The following is a 16,942-nucleotide window of genomic DNA, read 5'->3' on the forward strand; positions in this document are numbered from 1 at the left end:
CATCAAAAAAAGCAGTCATGGGAGAAAACGGACATGGCGCTCGATCCGAGCCTGGGGTCCTACGAGGCCATCGCCCAGGGGTTCCAATGGACCCTGCCCCCCCGCTTCAACATTGGCGTGGCCGTCTGCGACCGCTGGGCCTTGGATCCCGCCACGGCCCAGTCACCGGCCCTGATCGTCGAGACTGCCGACGGCGCCACCCAAGTCACCAGCTTCGCCGCTTTGAAGACGGAAAGTGACCGGCTCGCCAATGGATTGACGGACCTGGGAGTGACCCGAGGGGATCGGGTTGCCATCCTGTTGCCCCAACGTCGGGAAACAGCCGCCGCCCATCTGGCGGTCTACAAAATGGGGGCCATCGCCGTGCCCCTGTTCACCCTGTTCGGCCAGGATGCCCTGACCTATCGCCTGGGCAATTGCGGGGCAAGCGTTGTGCTGACCGATGGGGCCAACGCCGTCCGCCTGATGGAGGCGATCGAACCCCTCTCCCCGCAACCCAAGGTAATTGTCGTCGATCCGGATGGTCCTGCCGGCACCATTGATCTGGCCGAACTGCTGGCCCGCTCGACCTCAGCCTTTACACCGGTGGATACGGCAGCCGACGATCCGGCTCTGATCATCTACACCTCTGGCACCACAGGAAAACCCAAGGGCGCGCTGCATGCCCATCGGGTGCTCTTGGGCCACTTGCCCGGCGTAGAGATGCCCCACGACTTCTTTCCCAGGGATGGAGACCTGTTCTGGACTCCCGCCGATTGGGCCTGGATCGGTGGGTTGCTTGACGTTCTGCTTCCCGCCCTGTTCCACGGCAAGCCGGTTCTGGCCCACCGGGCTGCCAAGTTCGAAGCCGAAGCCGCCCTGGACCTGATGGCCCGCCACAAGGTCCGCAATGTCTTCATGCCACCGACGGCCCTGCGCATGATCCGCCAGCTTCCGGACAAAAAGGTCCGGGGTCGGGTCGCGCTCCGCTCCCTGGGGTCGGGCGGGGAAACCCTTGGTCGGGATCTGCTCGATTGGGGCAAAACCATCCTGGGCGTGACCATCAACGAGTTCTATGGCCAGACCGAGTGCAATCTGGTGGTGGCCAACAACGCCGCACTCTTCCCCACCCGACCCGGCGCCATGGGCAAGGCCGTGCCCGGCCACCGGGTCGCCATTATCGGTGAGGACGGTCAGGAGAAACCGGACGGCGAATTGGGATTGGTAGCCATCGCCCGCCCCGATCCGGTGATGTTCCTGGAATATTGGAACAACCCGGACGCCACCGCCGAAAAGTTCATCGGCGACTGGCTGGTCACCGGGGACATGGGCCACCGGGATCCGGAGGGGTATTTTTGGTTCAAGGGGCGGGATGACGACGTGATCACCTCCGCAGGTTATCGCATCGGTCCAGGCGAGGTGGAGGACACCCTGAGCACCCATCCCGCAGTGGCCCAGGTGGCTGTGATCGGCGTCCCCGATCCGCAACGAACCGAGGTGGTCAAGGCCTTCATTGTGCCCAAGAACCTCCGCGTGTTGGAGGATCCGGAGCTGTCGGCCCGGCTGATGCGGGAAATCCAGGACTTTGCCAAGGCCCGCCACGCCGCCCATGCTTATCCCCGCCAGATCGCCTTCCTCGACGCTCTGCCCACCACGGCGACGGGAAAAATCCGCCGCAAGGATTTGCGGGACTTGTCATAATCCCGTCGTCTCACGTCCCCCGGCATCCCAGCCAAACAAAAAGGCCGCGTCCCCATGAGACCATCGGGTCGCAGCCTTTTTTTACTTGATCACCCGAGCGCTCCACGCACCCGCTTTTCCAGCTTGCTTCGCTGCCCGATCAAGCAGCAACCTCAACGGCCCGGACCTCGGTGATCACGAAACCATCGGCTGAGGGATAAAGACGGGAGGCCAGACGCCGGGCCTGCTCCGCGCTTTCCGCAACCACTTCCTCATGCTGAAGTTCTGCCCAATGGGATCCCAGATCCCCGTCGAGTTGTGCAGACGCCTCGTCCTCTCCATCCAGGACGCCACCGCAATCCCGAAGCAGAGCCCGAACCATAGCGTTATAGACACCAACACTATACCGGTTCGCGTTGGATCGCCGCCGAGTGGCTGCGATCCCACCACACCCTTCCATGACTTTACCTCCCAACGCCCTTCGGGCGCTTTGTCTCCCAACGCACGGAAGGCCCCCTTAGCTGGGTGGTCTCTTCCGCAAGGGCTTTTTTACCCACGATACTGCTTTTCGGCTTTTCCAGGATGCCACTTGGTGGCGAAGCCCACTTCACCCGTGCCATGGCCCCTTGCTTGGACCCAACGCCATTGCGTACTGATACTTGCATAGCCACCACACCATATAAACATTTAAATTGGGACTATGAAAAAAAGACCAATGATTTCAAAGTATTGATGGTGCACTGCAAAACGCACCGGTTGATGGCCTTTTCCCCACTGCCCCCCGATTGGGAGTTGACGGTTTGTATCAGGCCTTCGATGACGGTGGCGTGAATTCTTCCGGAAACCGGCCCCCCTCTCTCAAGCAAGGTTCTCTGATACCACACCCTTGGCTCGCCGCCCCAGGGTTTCCAGGGTTCTGACCAACCGGACCTCTCCAGAACGACTTTGCGGAAGGCCCAGTCGCAACCAACTGGGGTGACCGATGAAGGGACGGGTCAGGATGCCGTGACCGGCCAAGGCCTCCCACCACCAATAGGCAGAGCCGACGCCATGCGGCCAGGGAGGAACCTCCACCAACTTGAACAAATCCGTCCCCCCCAGAATGGTAAAACCTGCCGTGGAGAGGATCCGTTCCAGGGCACCAGCCCTTCGTCGCAGGCGGCGCAGCTGGGCAGCACGCCAGGGCATATCACCCTCGGCCCTGGCACCGATTTCCAGGGCTGGGCCAGACACAGCCCAAGGGCCCATGCGCCGGGTCAACGCATCAATCAGGCCCGGCGGTCCTGCCACCCACCCCATGCGAGCGCCTGGCAAGCCAAAGAATTTCCCTAAGGATCTGAGAATCACCAACCCCGGCGCTCCCGCATGCGTCAACAGGGACAGGTCCGGGGTGAGCTCGCAAAAGGCCTCATCGACGATCAGAAGGCCACCGATTTCGGCTTGACGCCGCGCGGCCTCCAGCAGACGCGGGGGAGACCATCTTCGTCCGTCGGGGTTATTGGGATTGATCACAACAAGAACCGGAGCCCTCCCCTCTCCTACGAGTGGATCGGCGACGGGTTCGACGGTGAACCCCGCCGTGTTCCAGGCTTCCCCATGGCCACCATACCCCGGATCGGGCACGAGAACAGGCCCGATCGGCTCGGCCCCGCCTGTGGGAAATTGACAATAGGGCAACCATTGAAGGGCCACCTGTTCGCCGGCAACGGGCAAGACACCCGCATCCGTTGGCAGTCCATGGACGGAGCGGACCACCCGCTCAAAAGCAGCAACAGCTCCCTCATCAGGTAACTGAGTCCAGGAGCTTGGAGAGAGTCGTGCAAATGGATAGGCGATGGGGGCAATCCCCGTAGACAAGTCCAACCACCCCTCAGGCCCCGGATCCCCGAACCGCTCCGTTGCCAGAGACAAGGCACCGCCGTGCCAATGGAACCGGGTATCACGCATATCCTGGGAAGCCTCCCTTCGGGCAGGGAAAAGGCCGAGTGATAAATCCATCATCAACGGGTCAGGGGTATCAGGAGAGGACAAGGAAAACCATAATTCTGCCCTGGATCATATGGTTAGAGTGGAATGGACGGAAAACCGCGCGACACACTGTGCCTCATTCCGCTCCCGTTCTCCATCCCCCTATGGCCAAATCCTCGATCATGAGGCGCCCTTCCTCACCCCCATCACCGCACAAACGATTGGCGACAATAGCCCGCATAGCATCCATGTGCTTACGAATATGCACCAGATGGTCCGTGCTGGGCCGACCATCAAGGGCTTCAAGAAACCGACACAGCTGATTGCCAATTCGGGTCATCAAGTCGAAACCGAAGCTGCCTCCTTGCCCCTTAATATCATGGGATATGCGGAAAATCTCTGGGAGCAGAACGTCATACTTGTTGGGATCGGCTTCCAACTCGTGGAATATCGCAGCAAGAACAACCAGATCATCTGCCGCCCAACGCAGATAATCTTCCCGCATATCCTTAATCATGTTTTCAGCCATTTCGATGGTCTCGTCCTTGACATCATCAAGCGGGCCTTCTTGCGGCGATTGCTCCGGCCGATCGCCCCGATACCCGTCCCGATCTTGTCCCACCACCAAATCACCCTTGCCAAATTTCACTTCGGTCGGCACCATAATTCCGACGCATCATCCAAAATTTTCCTTGATGATCGTTGTCTCTCACCTCCCATATCCTGGTCAAGCCCAAGGTATACAATGGGGCGAGAAAGCTCCGTTCGAACCATCGATTTTCCTCATTTTCCGCCCATCGCCAGACATCAACCCGTGACCAAGAACCAACTCGTCGACGCACTGAATAGTAATAATTTTTATAATGTTTGCGGTATTTTATTCCCTTCTTATTTCCACATCTCTATGGTACTCACGCATCGTCAGGAGTGGGACAAGGGCACTTCATATTCTTCCGAGTCAGATCACCATAATTCAGTTTATTATAACGGCACGCCAACGATCTGGCGGTGTCAAATGGTATGGTTGAAGTCATGACCAAGAAGAAACCAGAAGATTGTAACGGCGTTGACACACTTCAGCCAAAGAACGCCAGACCAATTCCAGAAGAGGAAAATTCGTTTACGGATAATAGAGACACTGGCGCTGGCACTGGTCTAGAAAATGACGAGTCCACCTTAAATCAATTGGCGACCCTATCGATTTCCGACACTCTGATGTCGGCGCCGTCCATCAACCGCTGGAGCAGGAGACAGGCCTTTAGCCTCTTCGTCCCGATCATCGACGCCCTTGTGATCATTGGCTCGGCCTTCGCCTCGCGGCATGTCCATTATCTGTTCATGCCTGAAGCCACCCATGGTGTCGTCAATGCCCTTCCCCTCGGGGTTCTGGGTACGATCCTCCTATGGATCGGCATGAACAGCACGCATCAATTTCGCTTCGTGGAGCTGGCCAAGGCCACGCGATCGGTGGTGAGTGTGGTTCTGACCTGGGGCGCTTGCCTGGTGGTCATGATGGCCTTGGGCTACATGTTCGACTACGGCGACAAATATCCGCGATCCCTGACCATGCCCTGGTCAGCCGCAGTGGCGGTTTTGCTCGCAGCCAACCATTTTTCGGCGGCCATGGTCATTCGCTGGGCCACCCGCTTGGGTATCTTCCGCCAAAGAGTGGCCATTGTCGGAGCGACGCCCAGGGTGATGGATCTATTGGCTCGCTTCACAGCGTCAACTCAATCCTTACATTATGACGTGGTGGGTATCTTTGATGACCGGATCAACCGTGTTCCCAAGGTGGTTGGGGGGATTCCTGTGGTTGGCACCGTGCCCGATTTGATTTCCTATTGTCGGCGCAAGTTGCTTGACGTCATCGTCATCGCCCTTCCTTGGGCCGCAGAGGACCGGAACGTCCAGATCATCCGCCAGTTGCGTGAATTGCCCGTCGACATATCCCTGGTGCCTGATATGGATATGAACCTGTTACCACCCCGGGGCATTCTCTGGCTGGGGGGCATGCCCACGGTCCTGGTTAACCGCCGCCCGTTGTCCGAACAACAGATGGTGGTCAAGTGGTTTGAAGATAAAATAATAGCCTTCGCTGCCCTTCTTATCACCGCGCCCATCATGGTGGTGGCGGCCATCCTGGTAAAAGCCACCAGCAAAGGCCCCATCCTTTTCACCCAGGACCGCTTCGGCTTCAACGGTCAAGCGATCAAGGTGCTGAAGCTTCGGACCATGTACACCGGCCTGGGGGATTCCTCCGGTCGCCAGCGTACGGTGAAGAACGATGCACGCGTCACCCCCGTTGGCCGCGTTTTACGCCGTTATTCCATCGATGAGTTGCCGCAGATTTTCAACGTCCTAATGGGTGATATGTCCATTGTTGGCCCCCGCGCCCATGCGGTGACCATGGCCGTGGGCGAACGCTATTACTACGAAGCTGTGGCAGAATATCAATCTCGCCACAGAGTCAAACCCGGAATTACCGGTTGGGCGCAAGTCAACGGATCGCGGGGCGAAGTGGAAACTCAAGAACAGGCCGAAGAACGCTTGCGCCTGGATATTTACTACGTGGACAATTGGTCCATGGTTTTGGACATAAAGATCATTTGGCGTACTGCAAAGCTGATCTTAAGCGACCCGCAGGCCTATTGATCTTCCCACCGATCCGGAATCAGGGGCCCGCAGCTCTTTGGAACGCCTCCAATGACAGATACTTCTGTGACCCTGACCCTGATCACCCCCTCCTATCGAGGGGACTTCCCCCTATTTGAACGTCTTTCCAAAAGCGTAAAGCGTCACGCGGGACCGGGCGTTCGACATATGGTGATTGTCCCCCCCGACGACCTTGATCTCTTCCGAACGGCCTGCCACTCCCGAACCATCCTGGTCTCGACAGAAGACGTTATCCCTGTCCGCTTTCATCGCATTCCGCGCCTGCTCAACCCCCTGCGCACGCGCCAAGACCTGTTCCTGCGCCCCGGCATTTGGATACCGGTGCGGGGCTGGATATTACAGCAATTGGCCAAGTTTGGAGCCGCCATCACGGCACCATCGGAGTCCATCGCCTTCGTAGACAGTGATGTCATGTTCGTTCGACCCGTGACCGAGGACAGCTTCAAGACACCCGATGGGCACCTGCGACTCTACTACGAGAAGGGCGTCTGCGGCCATTTTCCGACCCATCAAAAGTGGTACCACAACACCGCGAAACTCCTCGATCTTTCCTCCGTCACCCCTTTCTGGGGGGATAACTATATCAACGACCTTGTCACATGGAAGCGAAGCCACGCACAAGCGACGCTGGACCGGATCGAAAAGGTTACCGGCCAACCCTGGTGGAAACCCATGGCGGCCAGTCGAACTCTATCCGAATACACCCTATACGGAGTTTATGTGACCAACGTCCTTGGGGGGATCGACGATCAAACCCCCACAGACGCATTGCTGCACCACACAAGCTGGTACGGCGATGTCCATACCAACGAAGGTCGGGCGGCTTTCATCGAAGCTTTAGGCCCCGACAAGCTGGCCGTTTCCATCCAGTCCTACGAGCATTTGGATATTTCAATCCGCAATACCCTGCTCGATGCCCTGCAAGCCCGGGCCATTGAGCAGGATGCGATCCAGATGCCCCAAGGCGTCGGGAACTGAGCGCGCGCCTTTCCCCTAAAGACAAGGCCTGGAATTTTTTTCTAGATCAAAATTCTAAACGGACATAGAGTGCTCCGCAATCAAGTTGGGTTGGGTCGCTTCCCGACCACGGTACACGATAGGGGGTATTGTCTCGTCACGGGGCTTTGCCCCGTCCCCCACTGGGGCCGAAAGGCCCCGGACCCCAAGCCATAAAAAAAATGGGGGTTTGGGGGCATCTGCCCCCAAATGGGCTTGGGCTATCGCCCCAAAAAACACGAGACACTGTCGTGTGCCCTGCATCACGACCAAACTTGGCCTCGAAGATACCCTAGTTCCGGGAAGGCAGTCGGTCGAAGGTTGTTGTCATGGTGAGCGGCATGGCCGTGCCCGGGGGCATTTGCAGGGCCAGGACCACTTCTGTCACATGCAAAGCCATATCCGTGGGGAGCTGATCGGGACCACCGTTCAAATGGCCTGCCAGAACCGCAATCCCCCGGGAGAAATCCATCAAATGTCCTCCCCCTTTGGGTCTGCTCGCCACGACGGGACGGACCGGCACCAGGGCGCGGCCCAGCATCAGGCCGGGAAACCAGCGATTCAGTTTCTTCTCAAATTTGCGAACAACCTTGTGCTTGATCGAGGCTCCAACCGGCGCAATCCGCACCGGCGCATCGTATTCCCAAACATCATGAACCCAAGCCGTCGCCGTCTCCCCCACCACCCGCAGAGATCGATCCTGGGGCGCAATTATACTACTGGTTAAACGAGCCACCATCCCGTTGTCGAATTCCAGTAACCCGATGGACAGGTCCGGAGAATGGAGGGTCACACCGATATCCTTCCCCTTATCGGGCAAGCGGCAGGCGTTGAGGGAAGTCACCTTGCGCACGGGGCCGAACAAGTAGACCAAAGGGACAATCTGGTAGCCCGCGTGCTCCATGGTGCATCCCACTTCGAATTCATCACGCGACGGCCAGGGAGCACCGGAGATGCTCCGCCAATTGACGTGGTCCAAAGCCGGGATCATGCCGTCATCCATTTCCGCCTGGGCCAGCAGGGCACGCCCCACCCACCCCTTGCGCAGGGCCTGGGCCAGAGTCTGAATAGATTCCGACAGGTGATTGCAGGGAGCTGCGGCCAACAGACACCCTCTGTCCCGAGCCAGAGCCGCCAGCTCCCTAGCCTCCTCAAGGGTCATGGCCAAGGGTTTTTCCGAATAGACATGCTTGCCCGCCTCCAATGCAGCTCGGGAGACCTCCACATGGCTTCTGGGGTTTGTCAGATTGACAACGATGGTCACCTTCGGATCGGAGAGCAGAGCCTCCAGACTGTCATAGGCCTTGAGGCCATGATGGTCCGTGAAGGCCTTCAGGCGCGCCGGATCCCGGTCATAGACCCCTTCCAGAGTCAGCTCCGGATGGTCCCCCAGGGTTTGCATATACAGGTCAGCGACATAGCCCCCACCGACGAAGGCTATTCCTGTGCCGTCCCGCGCCCTGGTGGGGAGGATGCCCTCGGCCTTCACCCAGGCTGCGGAATCCGTGATACCTTCTTCCATTGGGATGGCACCGGTCCAGCCCAACTCCCGCGTCACCTTGTCGGATTTATAAACGGCCTTCCGCTTGAACAATGCCATTTCCGACAGGGCTGGAACGCCCAACAGGAATACCTCAGCCCTTTGCCTAATCTTAGGAAAGCCCTTGCACAGGGCTTTCAAAGGCAGACCCAGGCCCAGTCGCACCATCAGCGCTACCGATGAGACCTGCCCCAGGGGAGGACGGCCCAGGGCCATATTCAAGGCCCGAAAATAGGCATTCCAGCTAGGGTTATCCGGACCGGTGACCGTATAGGCGCTTCCTGGTGCCACAGGCGCGGTCCCAAAGGCATTGGCAATGGCTGAAGCGCAGGCCTCGGCCATATCCCGGGCGTGGATCAGGGCGCAGATGCCCTCTCCCCCCGATCCGAAGGTACCCCAACGGCCCGAGGCCAGACGTTTGGCCAAGGATGTGACCCACAGGTCACTTCCCGGCCCATAAACGATGGTCGGCCGCAGGATCACCACATCCAGCCCCCCCGCAACAGCGTCGCGGCAAACGGCCTCGGCTGCGGATTTGGCGGCGGCATAGGTCCCACCCTTGGTCCCCACCAAAGGAGTCTCCTCGGTCACCTCCCCCTCGGCGGCCCCATACACGGCGATGCTGCTCACATGGACCACCCGGCGCACTCCCGCCGCCTGAGCGGCGGCGAGCAGGGTCCGGGTGCCCTCCACCGTGACCCGTCGATCACCGACGGCGCAATGCACGACCGCATCGACGCCAGCGCAGGCCTGTGCCAAGGCATCGGCATCAAGGACATCGGCAAACACGGGCAGAATGGTCTCTCCCTCCGGTGGTCGGCCAACCCGGTATCCGGCGCGCACGGTCCAGCCCTCCCGCTTGGCCAACTCCCGGCTCACGGTGCTTCCCAAGAAACCTGCGGATCCGGTGACCAATACTGTCACCATATCTTGCTCTCCCTGCCGTTCTCCCTCGCAAAGGTCATCTGATAGAGTGGGATCCGCTTCCGCCAAAACAGTTTCCCAAGGGCCCGTGCCACCTTCACCCGAGCCTTCAAGCGAGGCCTGCCGGGACCGAAGGTCAGAAGCAGGGCCAGCACTCCCCAGACGAGGGCCTGGATCGTCCCCTTCACCGCCAAGGTCAGGGCAAGCCCCGCCCTTTCCGGCGTATTCTTCACCGCAGCGGCTGCGTAAACCTGGGCACCGCTATAGGCCCGCGTCAGCAGATAGCGTTCGCTCATACGCTCCCAGGGCACCCCTTCCAGGGCGAGGGAGTCCGGTGCCCAATGGATTTTTGCCCCCGCCGCTTCTGCACGCATGAACAGATCCAGATCTTCACCGCCGCAGGCCCCAAAGGCCAGGTCGAAGGGCCCGCCTCCCTCCCCCTCCAACCAGGGGGACTTCCGCCAGAGACTCAACCCCGTGCTGGGCGTAAATCCAGGGGTACGCCGGGGGCGATGGATGGCCAAAGCCGTGCCCCGGTCCAAGGCCGCCCGGCGGCTAAAGATCTCATCAACCAGAGGGTTGGAGACGGCGGCCCCGGTCGGGTCCACCGCCTCGATCCGCCCAAAGACGATGTCGGCGCCGGTCTCATCCAATACGACCAGTGCCTGGGCAATCGCATCGGGCGCCAAAGCCTGGTCGTCATCCAGAAACAGGACCAGGGGGGCCCGCGCCTCGGCAAGGCACCGGTTGCGCGCGATGGAAATATTGGGCGGAGTGGCGACGAACCGTCGGGCGGGAATGTGGCTTCCGGCAAAGACGGTCTCGACAATGGTCTGGGACTGCCCCGTCGGTCCATTGTCGACAACAATCACCTCCAGGGCAACGTCCAGGGAACCGCCGTCCAGAGCACGTTGGTCTCGCACCAAGGTCAGGCATTCCTCCAGGGGAACCCTGCGGTCATAGGTGCAAACCAAAACAGACAGGTCGGGCCGAGCAGAAATCAAGGATGCTTTCCAGACTCATCGGACAGCGGCAAAGCCTTCCCGCCCGCTGCCGAGATCGTCCTGGCCTGGACCCGAGCTTGGGTCAAGGCCACTTGAACAGCCACACCCAAGGCAGCCCCCAGACCACCTGCGAAAAAATCCCCCCAGGATCCGTCACGCTCCGGAACAGCAGTTTGAAGCAATTCTGCTCCCCCCCCTATGACTAAAGCCAGGATCAACGCCCAGGGCCAGCGCAAGCCCCGGATCTCCCCCAGAGCAAAGGCCAGAGCGGCATAGCCCAAGACATGAACCATTTTGTCGATGCCGTACTCACCGGGAGGCCCCATCTGCGGCAGAAGCGACCCCACCAAGGCAGACACCATCAGCAGACCAGCAATCAGGGGGGGCAGCCATTGGGGAGGCTGTCGGAGGAGCAAACGAACCAGGGTCATCGAACCTCTCCCCAGGCAGAAGTCGGCATCCCCCGCGATAAGGCGATATCGGGCATGGTCCAACGCTCCGCAAAAAGAATATAAAGGAAAATAATGAATCCAAGAAAATGTACCCTGCTGAGTACAGCACTTTCCATCAGGTTGTATAACAGAAATAGCATCATCAGGCTAAAAATCTGGGCATATCCGATCCATTGAACACGGCGCCAGCCATCCCTGACCAACCCCAGGCCTGCCAGCACAAGGGGACGGACCATTCCTATGGCGCCCCCGAGCATGGCAGGAAGCCCGGCTTGGACCCAAAGATCGAGATAGCCATTATGGGTTTGGTTGATGATGCCCTCGCCCACGAACCGCAACCAGCTGTTGGCATGCCGCAGGGGGTCATGGGCCTCTCCCACGTCCCAGAAGGCGCCATACCCCGTACCCAGGAACGGCCTTTCAGCGATCTGATCCAGGGCAAAATCCCAGATATCGGTCCGCCCCGTGAAGGTCGGATCTCCGAAAACCAACTCGAGCACATCCGGCAGGGTCCAGCCCTGGACTCCAACGGTGAAGACAAGCAGGGATACCGCGACCCCGGCAAACAGGATCAAAACAATCCCCCGCCCCCGCTCCCAGGCCAACCCAGCAGAAAGGGGCAGAAGAAACACCAGATAAATCCCGACCAACGCCATGGAGGTTTTGGATTTGGTCAGAATCAGGAAGACCACCGTCAGCCCCATCAGGCCGACCACCAGGGCCACTCCCCAAAGACGGCGCAGGGAAGGCAGGCAAAAGGACAGCACAATAATGGCCAGCAAGCAAACGCCACCCGCTTGGTTTTTTTGCAGATGCATGCCCCGGGCCCCTTCGTCGCTCATTGCCAAGTGGGGCACCAAGGGAACCGAGATCAAATCAATGAGAACGACGATGACCAAGAGAGCGGCGATGATCTTGGTTGTCCGTTCAATGTCGTCTGCCCAGGCAGCCACCCCCATCGCTGTCATATAGCCAATCACCAGAAAACCGACCCGACGCAGACTCAAACCGGGCATGTCAGACCAGCCGATGGACAAGACCAACCAACCAAGGGTGAGCACCATCACCCAGTTCCGTGTCAGCATGAGCCGCACCAAGGGCCAACGGACAATCAGCAAGGGCATTGCCATGGCGAACAGGCTCATCGGAAGCAGGCGCAGCATCGCATTCCCCTGGGACGTATCCCCACCAAAGCCCCCTTTAAAAGGCGCGGAACCGCAGATGGCATAGGCAAGCCCCAGGAAAAGCGTCGCATCGGCCAGAAGGCGCAGGGGATCGCCCCAGCCGATGCCCCCGATGCCCAAACGTCGGCCCCCTGAGACCAATCCGGCCTCCCCCTGCTCCGTCCCGTCGCGTCGCGTCGCGCCCCCCACCACCTTATCTCCTTACCGCAAGCCATTGGGGCAGAAGAATGGGAAGGCGCAGCAAAATAGGCGTGACAACACCCAAACGTCGCCAAGCCACCCAGGCCAGACTTGCCTTCCACAGGAGCACACAGAGCAGTGTCGCAATGGCTGCCCCCTCAAGTTGGAGGGAAGGAATCAGCAGAAGATTGGCCACGATATTCAACACCCCAGCTCCAACATTAATCAACCCGACACTCTTTTCCTGACCGGTCATCATCAACAACTCGGTGGCCGGTCCCATTGAGATGTCATAGACACTCGCCGTGGCAAGCAACATCAAGGCGATATATCCCGCCTTCATGTCTGCTCCGAACAGCCCCAACAGGAAGGGCCCAACCACCAGGAAGCTCAACCAGCCGATCAGCGCCGGCACAAAGGCGATCAAGGTCATGGAATCCAACAACTCCTGTAGCCGCGTCACATCCCGATCCATATGAGCCGCAGCGAAGCGGTGCATGCCGACGCCGACAACCGCAATCTGGACGAAACGCATCAACATCGCCACGCGACGGGCCACATGATAGATGGCCACCATGGCTGGAGTGGTGATAGCCCCCAGCATCAACACATCCGTTTCAGACAAAACGATGAAATAGAGCGGTGTGATCATCATGATCATCGACCGACGCACCCACAGGGGAAGCAAGCGTGTTACTTGGCGGAAGGTCGCGCGAGACCGTCCCGCCATGGCCTTGCGCCAGACCACCCGCAGAAGGGGGAGAGCGGCAAGCCAAGCCCCAAAGGTGGATGCCGCCAACGCCAGCTCCGGCGAAAGAGAGGCCCCCGCCAAGAAGACGCCACCAATAAAAATGAAGCTGGCGATCTTTTGCCAAACCTGTTCGCAATAGGCGCTGAAGGTGGATTCCTCCAAAGCCCGATTGGCGCATGTCAGCAAACTCACTGCGGCTGTACCGATGCCAAAAATCAAAACGCCAAATAAGGTGAAACCGTCAAACATGGTCCCGCCGTAAAGGTGCACTGCCAGCCAAACCCCCAGCGTCGTCAACCCTGGCCCCAGGACAGTAATGGCAAAGGCTGTCCAGAGGTAGCCCACCATCCGCCAGCCCCGCGCCCGGATATACCGCTGAATATAATAGGACGTCGCCACAGGCATCCCCAACCCGCCCACCAGCGAGGAGAAGTAGACCGCAGACATGACATAGACATACCGCCCGTAGTCCGTGGGTCCCATGATGCGGGTCAGCATGATCGACCACCCCAGCACCAGGATCACACCCAGAACCCTGGCAGACAGGTCAAGCCCCCCTTTCCCCAACAAATACCGCCGATCCGACGCACCATCTCCCATCAGGTTGCGCAGACGGTCCAACACCCCACGACCAGTCATCCCATTTGCTCCAAAGCGGCGGTCACGTCTTGGTAACGGTTGTGTTTTTCGCGAATCGCCATACCTTCGATACCTACACGAAAGCGCGGCGTGGGGCGAGGGGATGACGGGGCCTACTCCATCGCCGCGAAAAACCGAGGAAGCATGCGGACTTTAAAACGCTTGATGGGGTATGGGAAACCGCGCTCCCCACGAATAAATCGGTTCCGATACAACCGATTTGACTCCCTGCGTCTTCTGTCTGCCATGTTGGGACTGACAGCCCTGCTTTCGGCCTGCGGCGGACCGAGCTTCGACCAGACCACGGGTAAGGATCCGGTTTATATCTCCGATTTCTCTGACGAGGAACGGGACGCCATGCGTGAGACCCTGGTCCAGAGTCTCCAGCGGGGCCGTGCCCAGTACATGCCGCGCATCGGCGACCAATTGGAAGTCCTGTTCCATGCCCGCCCCGCCACGGTCAAAAAATACGACTTGCAGGTGGGAGACCAAGTGTCGATTACCTTCCCCGGCGACGCTGCCCTGAATACGACGGCAAAGGTCCGACCCGACGGCTGGATCAGTCTACCCGAAACCGGCGAAGTGATGGCTGCCGGACGGGATGTCCGGTCCCTGAATGCTGCGGTCCGCGCCAAGTATGCTGAAGTCTTCCAGCGCAGCGACCCGACCGTCGCCCTGGAGGGCTGGGTCCTGCCCGAGGATCGCTTCATCCAGGACATTCAATCCGTCACCCAAGGCCGGGCCAAGGTCATTCCCATCACTTCGGACGGGAAACTGGCCCTGCCCTATTTGTCTCCGATTCAGGCCACGGACAAATCCCTAGACAAGTTGACGGAGGAAGCCAACACGGCCTACGCTCGGTCGGGGCTGAACATTGGCGTCAGTATTTTGCCCAAGCAAACGGGGGGAGATCGTATTTTCGTTTTTGGTGAAGTGCGTAACCCGGGCATGGTGGAAACCAACAGGCCGCAAACTGTCTTGATGAGCATCGCCCGCGCCGGGGGCATCGAAACCACGGGAACCTTGACGAATGTGCGCGTGCTCTATGTTGACGACCAGGGCCAACCCCATTTGCGGCGGGTCAACCTTGCCAATGTGCTGACCAAATTGGCTTTGGAGGAAGACATCACCCTGCCGGACAATGCGATCGTCTACGTGCCCCCCTCCAAACTGGCCCAGGCTGGGCGCCTGATGGATCAGGTGCTCCGCCAGATCCTTTTCTTCCAGGGTTTCTCAGGATCTTTTTCCTATGAGCTGTTCAAACAAAGCGGCACCTAAGGCTCCGGTGCACCACACCCCGTCAGGCTTGGGCTTGACCGCCCGGCTCTCTCTGAGCTTGTTCCTGAGCCTATGCCTGGGTCTGGCTCTGGGTTTGACCTGGGGACTCCCCGTTCTTGCTCAAGGACAAACCGGTGAAAAGGCGCCCGCAGCCCAACTGGGGCCCTTTGCTTCGGAAAGCAGCTTGTTGAACGCTTGGCAGACGTTTTCCCGCAAGGCGCCCGGCGAGACAGGATTGGACTGTACCGAAGGCAAGACGCGGCGGATTCTGCTTCCGGCAGACAGCACCTCCCAGGCCCACGCGTTTTGCGCCGCAGCCGATTTGGCCCAGGTCCCCTGTGCCGTCGTGCCCATGACCTGCAAGGGGCAGGTTCGACCGGTAACCATAACGACCTCCGCCGACACCCGAACCACCCCCAGCCCCCAAACCGCCCCACCTGCCCCCAAAGCTCAGGATTTGGCTCCAAACTTGACCTCCCCGGGGGAGAACGCCTTGACCACGGTAAAGCCCCCCCCTCCACGGGAAGCTTCTCCCATAAAGACATCGACACCAAGGGTCTGGGTATCTCCCTTCAACCGCACGGTTCCTCCCAAAGGGCTTGGGATGACTCCGCCTGAGGGATATCGGCCCCTCAACGCGTCGGCACCGACGACAGAAGCAAAGCCTGTCACAGTCCCGAAGCCCCCCGACGCTGTCACAAAAAAGGACACAGCGCTTGAACCCAAGCCAAGTGCCACCGTCGCTCCTCCTCCCGCGGTCGAGGCAGAAGTGGAAACGCGCGAGAACCCGGACCCTACTCCCGCCCCGGCCCAAACCCAGGCCGCATTACAAGCGGCCAACCGCCCCGCGCTCCGCTCTTCAGACGCTGAGACAGAGACCAAAGCCGCCCCCCAAAGCCCCGTACCGGATAGAGACCCCCTGCCCGATGGGGTGCCCATTCTCAAATCCAGGACGCCGAAGACGCTCATTCCGTCCACGGCGGCCACCCTTTATGAAGGTCCTGCGGCAGAGAAGAGCGCCCCCCTCCCCCCCCTAGAGCGCGCAGCGGCGGCCCCCCCAAAGCAATCGATCCCCGAGCCAACGGAACCTGAACCGACGTCAAAGCCGACTCCCGCTTCGATCCCCGAAACAACGGAACCTGAACCGGTGCCACAGCCGGATCCCGCTCTACCCGCAAAAACTACGGCTTCAGTTGCAGACGAAACAACACAAGCCCCTCCTGCCAATCCCCCATCGACCGAGGGCAACCAAAATCCCATGGCGGCTGCCACGGCTGCGGTACAGGCCCAGAACTACGCCCTGGCCGCTCAGCTTCTGGAGCCCCTCGCGGAAGAGGACGACCCCCTCGCGCTGTATAACCTCGCGATGCTCTACGCTGCGGGACTGGGAGTGCCACGCGACCTCCAACGGGCCTTCATGCTGACCGAACGGTCCGCGCGAAAGGGCTTCCTGAGTGCCCAGAATAATCTGGGCGTGATGTATCTGAAGGGAATTGGGGTCACGCCAGACCGAGAACAGGCCCTACACTGGTTGAATGTGGCCGCTGCCAATGGCAACCCCCTGGCCAAGCGCAGCTTGGAAGCCCTGGAAAACCAAAATGCCATGCCGAGTGACCCAAAATAACCCTCCCCCTCCTCGGCACTGGGCTTTGCCACGTCCCCCACTGGGGCCGAGAGGCCCCAGACCCCAGGCC

13 protein-coding genes are annotated in these 16,942 nt (G+C 59.7%); 5 read left to right on the forward strand and 8 right to left on the reverse strand.

Annotated features, from left to right (window positions below; translation table 11 throughout):
• Positions 1-33: 33 nt before the first annotated feature.
• Positions 34-1,680, forward strand: coding sequence for an acyl-CoA synthetase (locus ACLIRY_RS04060; protein WP_413204056.1), 1,647 nt, complete (start codon positions 34-36; stop codon positions 1,678-1,680).
• A gap of 139 nt (positions 1,681-1,819) precedes the next feature.
• Here ACLIRY_RS04060 and ACLIRY_RS04065 read toward each other — a convergent pair whose 3' ends face one another.
• The 3 genes from ACLIRY_RS04065 to ACLIRY_RS04075 form a co-directional block, all read right to left on the reverse strand.
• Positions 1,820-2,119, reverse strand: a complete 300-nt coding sequence (locus tag ACLIRY_RS04065) for a hypothetical protein (RefSeq protein WP_413204057.1) — start codon at positions 2,117-2,119, stop codon at positions 1,820-1,822.
• A 398-nt stretch (positions 2,120-2,517) separates the two neighbouring features.
• Positions 2,518-3,606, reverse strand: coding sequence for an aminotransferase class I/II-fold pyridoxal phosphate-dependent enzyme (locus ACLIRY_RS04070; RefSeq protein WP_413204058.1), 1,089 nt, complete (start codon positions 3,604-3,606; stop codon positions 2,518-2,520).
• Between the two features lie 157 nt (positions 3,607-3,763).
• The gene (locus ACLIRY_RS04075) at positions 3,764-4,291 is read right to left on the reverse strand and encodes an Hpt domain-containing protein (protein ID WP_413204059.1); all 528 of its coding nucleotides are present in this window, start codon (positions 4,289-4,291) and stop codon (positions 3,764-3,766) included.
• 551 nt (positions 4,292-4,842) lie between these two features.
• On the opposite strand from ACLIRY_RS04075, the gene ACLIRY_RS04080 reads away from it, so the two are divergent.
• On the forward strand, positions 4,843-6,279 hold the full coding sequence (locus ACLIRY_RS04080) for an undecaprenyl-phosphate glucose phosphotransferase (RefSeq protein WP_413204060.1): 1,437 nt from the start codon (positions 4,843-4,845) through the stop codon (positions 6,277-6,279).
• Between the two features lie 51 nt (positions 6,280-6,330).
• The gene (locus tag ACLIRY_RS04085; RefSeq protein WP_413204061.1) at positions 6,331-7,278 is read left to right on the forward strand and encodes a DUF6492 family protein; all 948 of its coding nucleotides are present in this window, start codon (positions 6,331-6,333) and stop codon (positions 7,276-7,278) included.
• Positions 7,279-7,588: 310 nt separating this feature from the next.
• On the opposite strand, the gene ACLIRY_RS04090 is transcribed toward ACLIRY_RS04085, so the two are convergent.
• From ACLIRY_RS04090 to ACLIRY_RS04110, 5 genes are read right to left on the reverse strand one after another with little or no spacing between them, the layout of a single operon-like run.
• Positions 7,589-9,763, reverse strand: coding sequence for an NAD-dependent epimerase/dehydratase family protein (locus ACLIRY_RS04090; RefSeq protein ID WP_413204062.1), 2,175 nt, complete (start codon positions 9,761-9,763; stop codon positions 7,589-7,591).
• Positions 9,757-10,764 carry a glycosyltransferase gene (locus tag ACLIRY_RS04095; protein WP_413204063.1) on the reverse strand — a complete coding sequence of 336 codons (1,008 nt, stop codon included), beginning with the start codon at positions 10,762-10,764 and terminating at the stop codon, positions 9,757-9,759. Before ACLIRY_RS04095 ends, ACLIRY_RS04090 begins: the two co-directional genes overlap by 7 nt.
• Positions 10,761-11,195, reverse strand: a complete 435-nt coding sequence (locus ACLIRY_RS04100; RefSeq protein WP_413204064.1) for a VanZ family protein — start codon at positions 11,193-11,195, stop codon at positions 10,761-10,763. The genes ACLIRY_RS04095 and ACLIRY_RS04100 overlap by 4 nt, the downstream gene beginning before the upstream one ends.
• The gene (locus ACLIRY_RS04105) at positions 11,192-12,589 is read right to left on the reverse strand and encodes an O-antigen ligase family protein (RefSeq protein WP_413204065.1); all 1,398 of its coding nucleotides are present in this window, start codon (positions 12,587-12,589) and stop codon (positions 11,192-11,194) included. Before ACLIRY_RS04105 ends, ACLIRY_RS04100 begins: the two co-directional genes overlap by 4 nt.
• Positions 12,590-12,593: 4 nt before the next feature.
• The gene (locus tag ACLIRY_RS04110) at positions 12,594-13,970 is read right to left on the reverse strand and encodes a polysaccharide biosynthesis C-terminal domain-containing protein (protein ID WP_413204066.1); all 1,377 of its coding nucleotides are present in this window, start codon (positions 13,968-13,970) and stop codon (positions 12,594-12,596) included.
• 246 nt (positions 13,971-14,216) lie between these two features.
• Here ACLIRY_RS04110 and ACLIRY_RS04115 point away from each other — a divergent pair, with 246 nt between their 5' ends.
• Both ACLIRY_RS04115 and ACLIRY_RS04120 read left to right on the forward strand, forming a co-directional pair.
• Positions 14,217-15,248: a polysaccharide biosynthesis/export family protein gene (locus ACLIRY_RS04115; RefSeq protein WP_413204067.1), complete on the forward strand. Its 1,032-nt coding sequence runs from the start codon at positions 14,217-14,219 to the stop codon at positions 15,246-15,248.
• Positions 15,220-16,872: a hypothetical protein gene (locus tag ACLIRY_RS04120; RefSeq protein ID WP_413204068.1), complete on the forward strand. Its 1,653-nt coding sequence runs from the start codon at positions 15,220-15,222 to the stop codon at positions 16,870-16,872. The genes ACLIRY_RS04115 and ACLIRY_RS04120 overlap by 29 nt, the downstream gene beginning before the upstream one ends.
• The last annotated feature ends 70 nt before the right edge of the window (positions 16,873-16,942 follow it).

This window comes from Rhodospirillum sp. A1_3_36 (assembly GCF_047263945.1).
GTDB lineage: Bacteria > Pseudomonadota > Alphaproteobacteria > Rhodospirillales > Rhodospirillaceae > Rhodospirillum.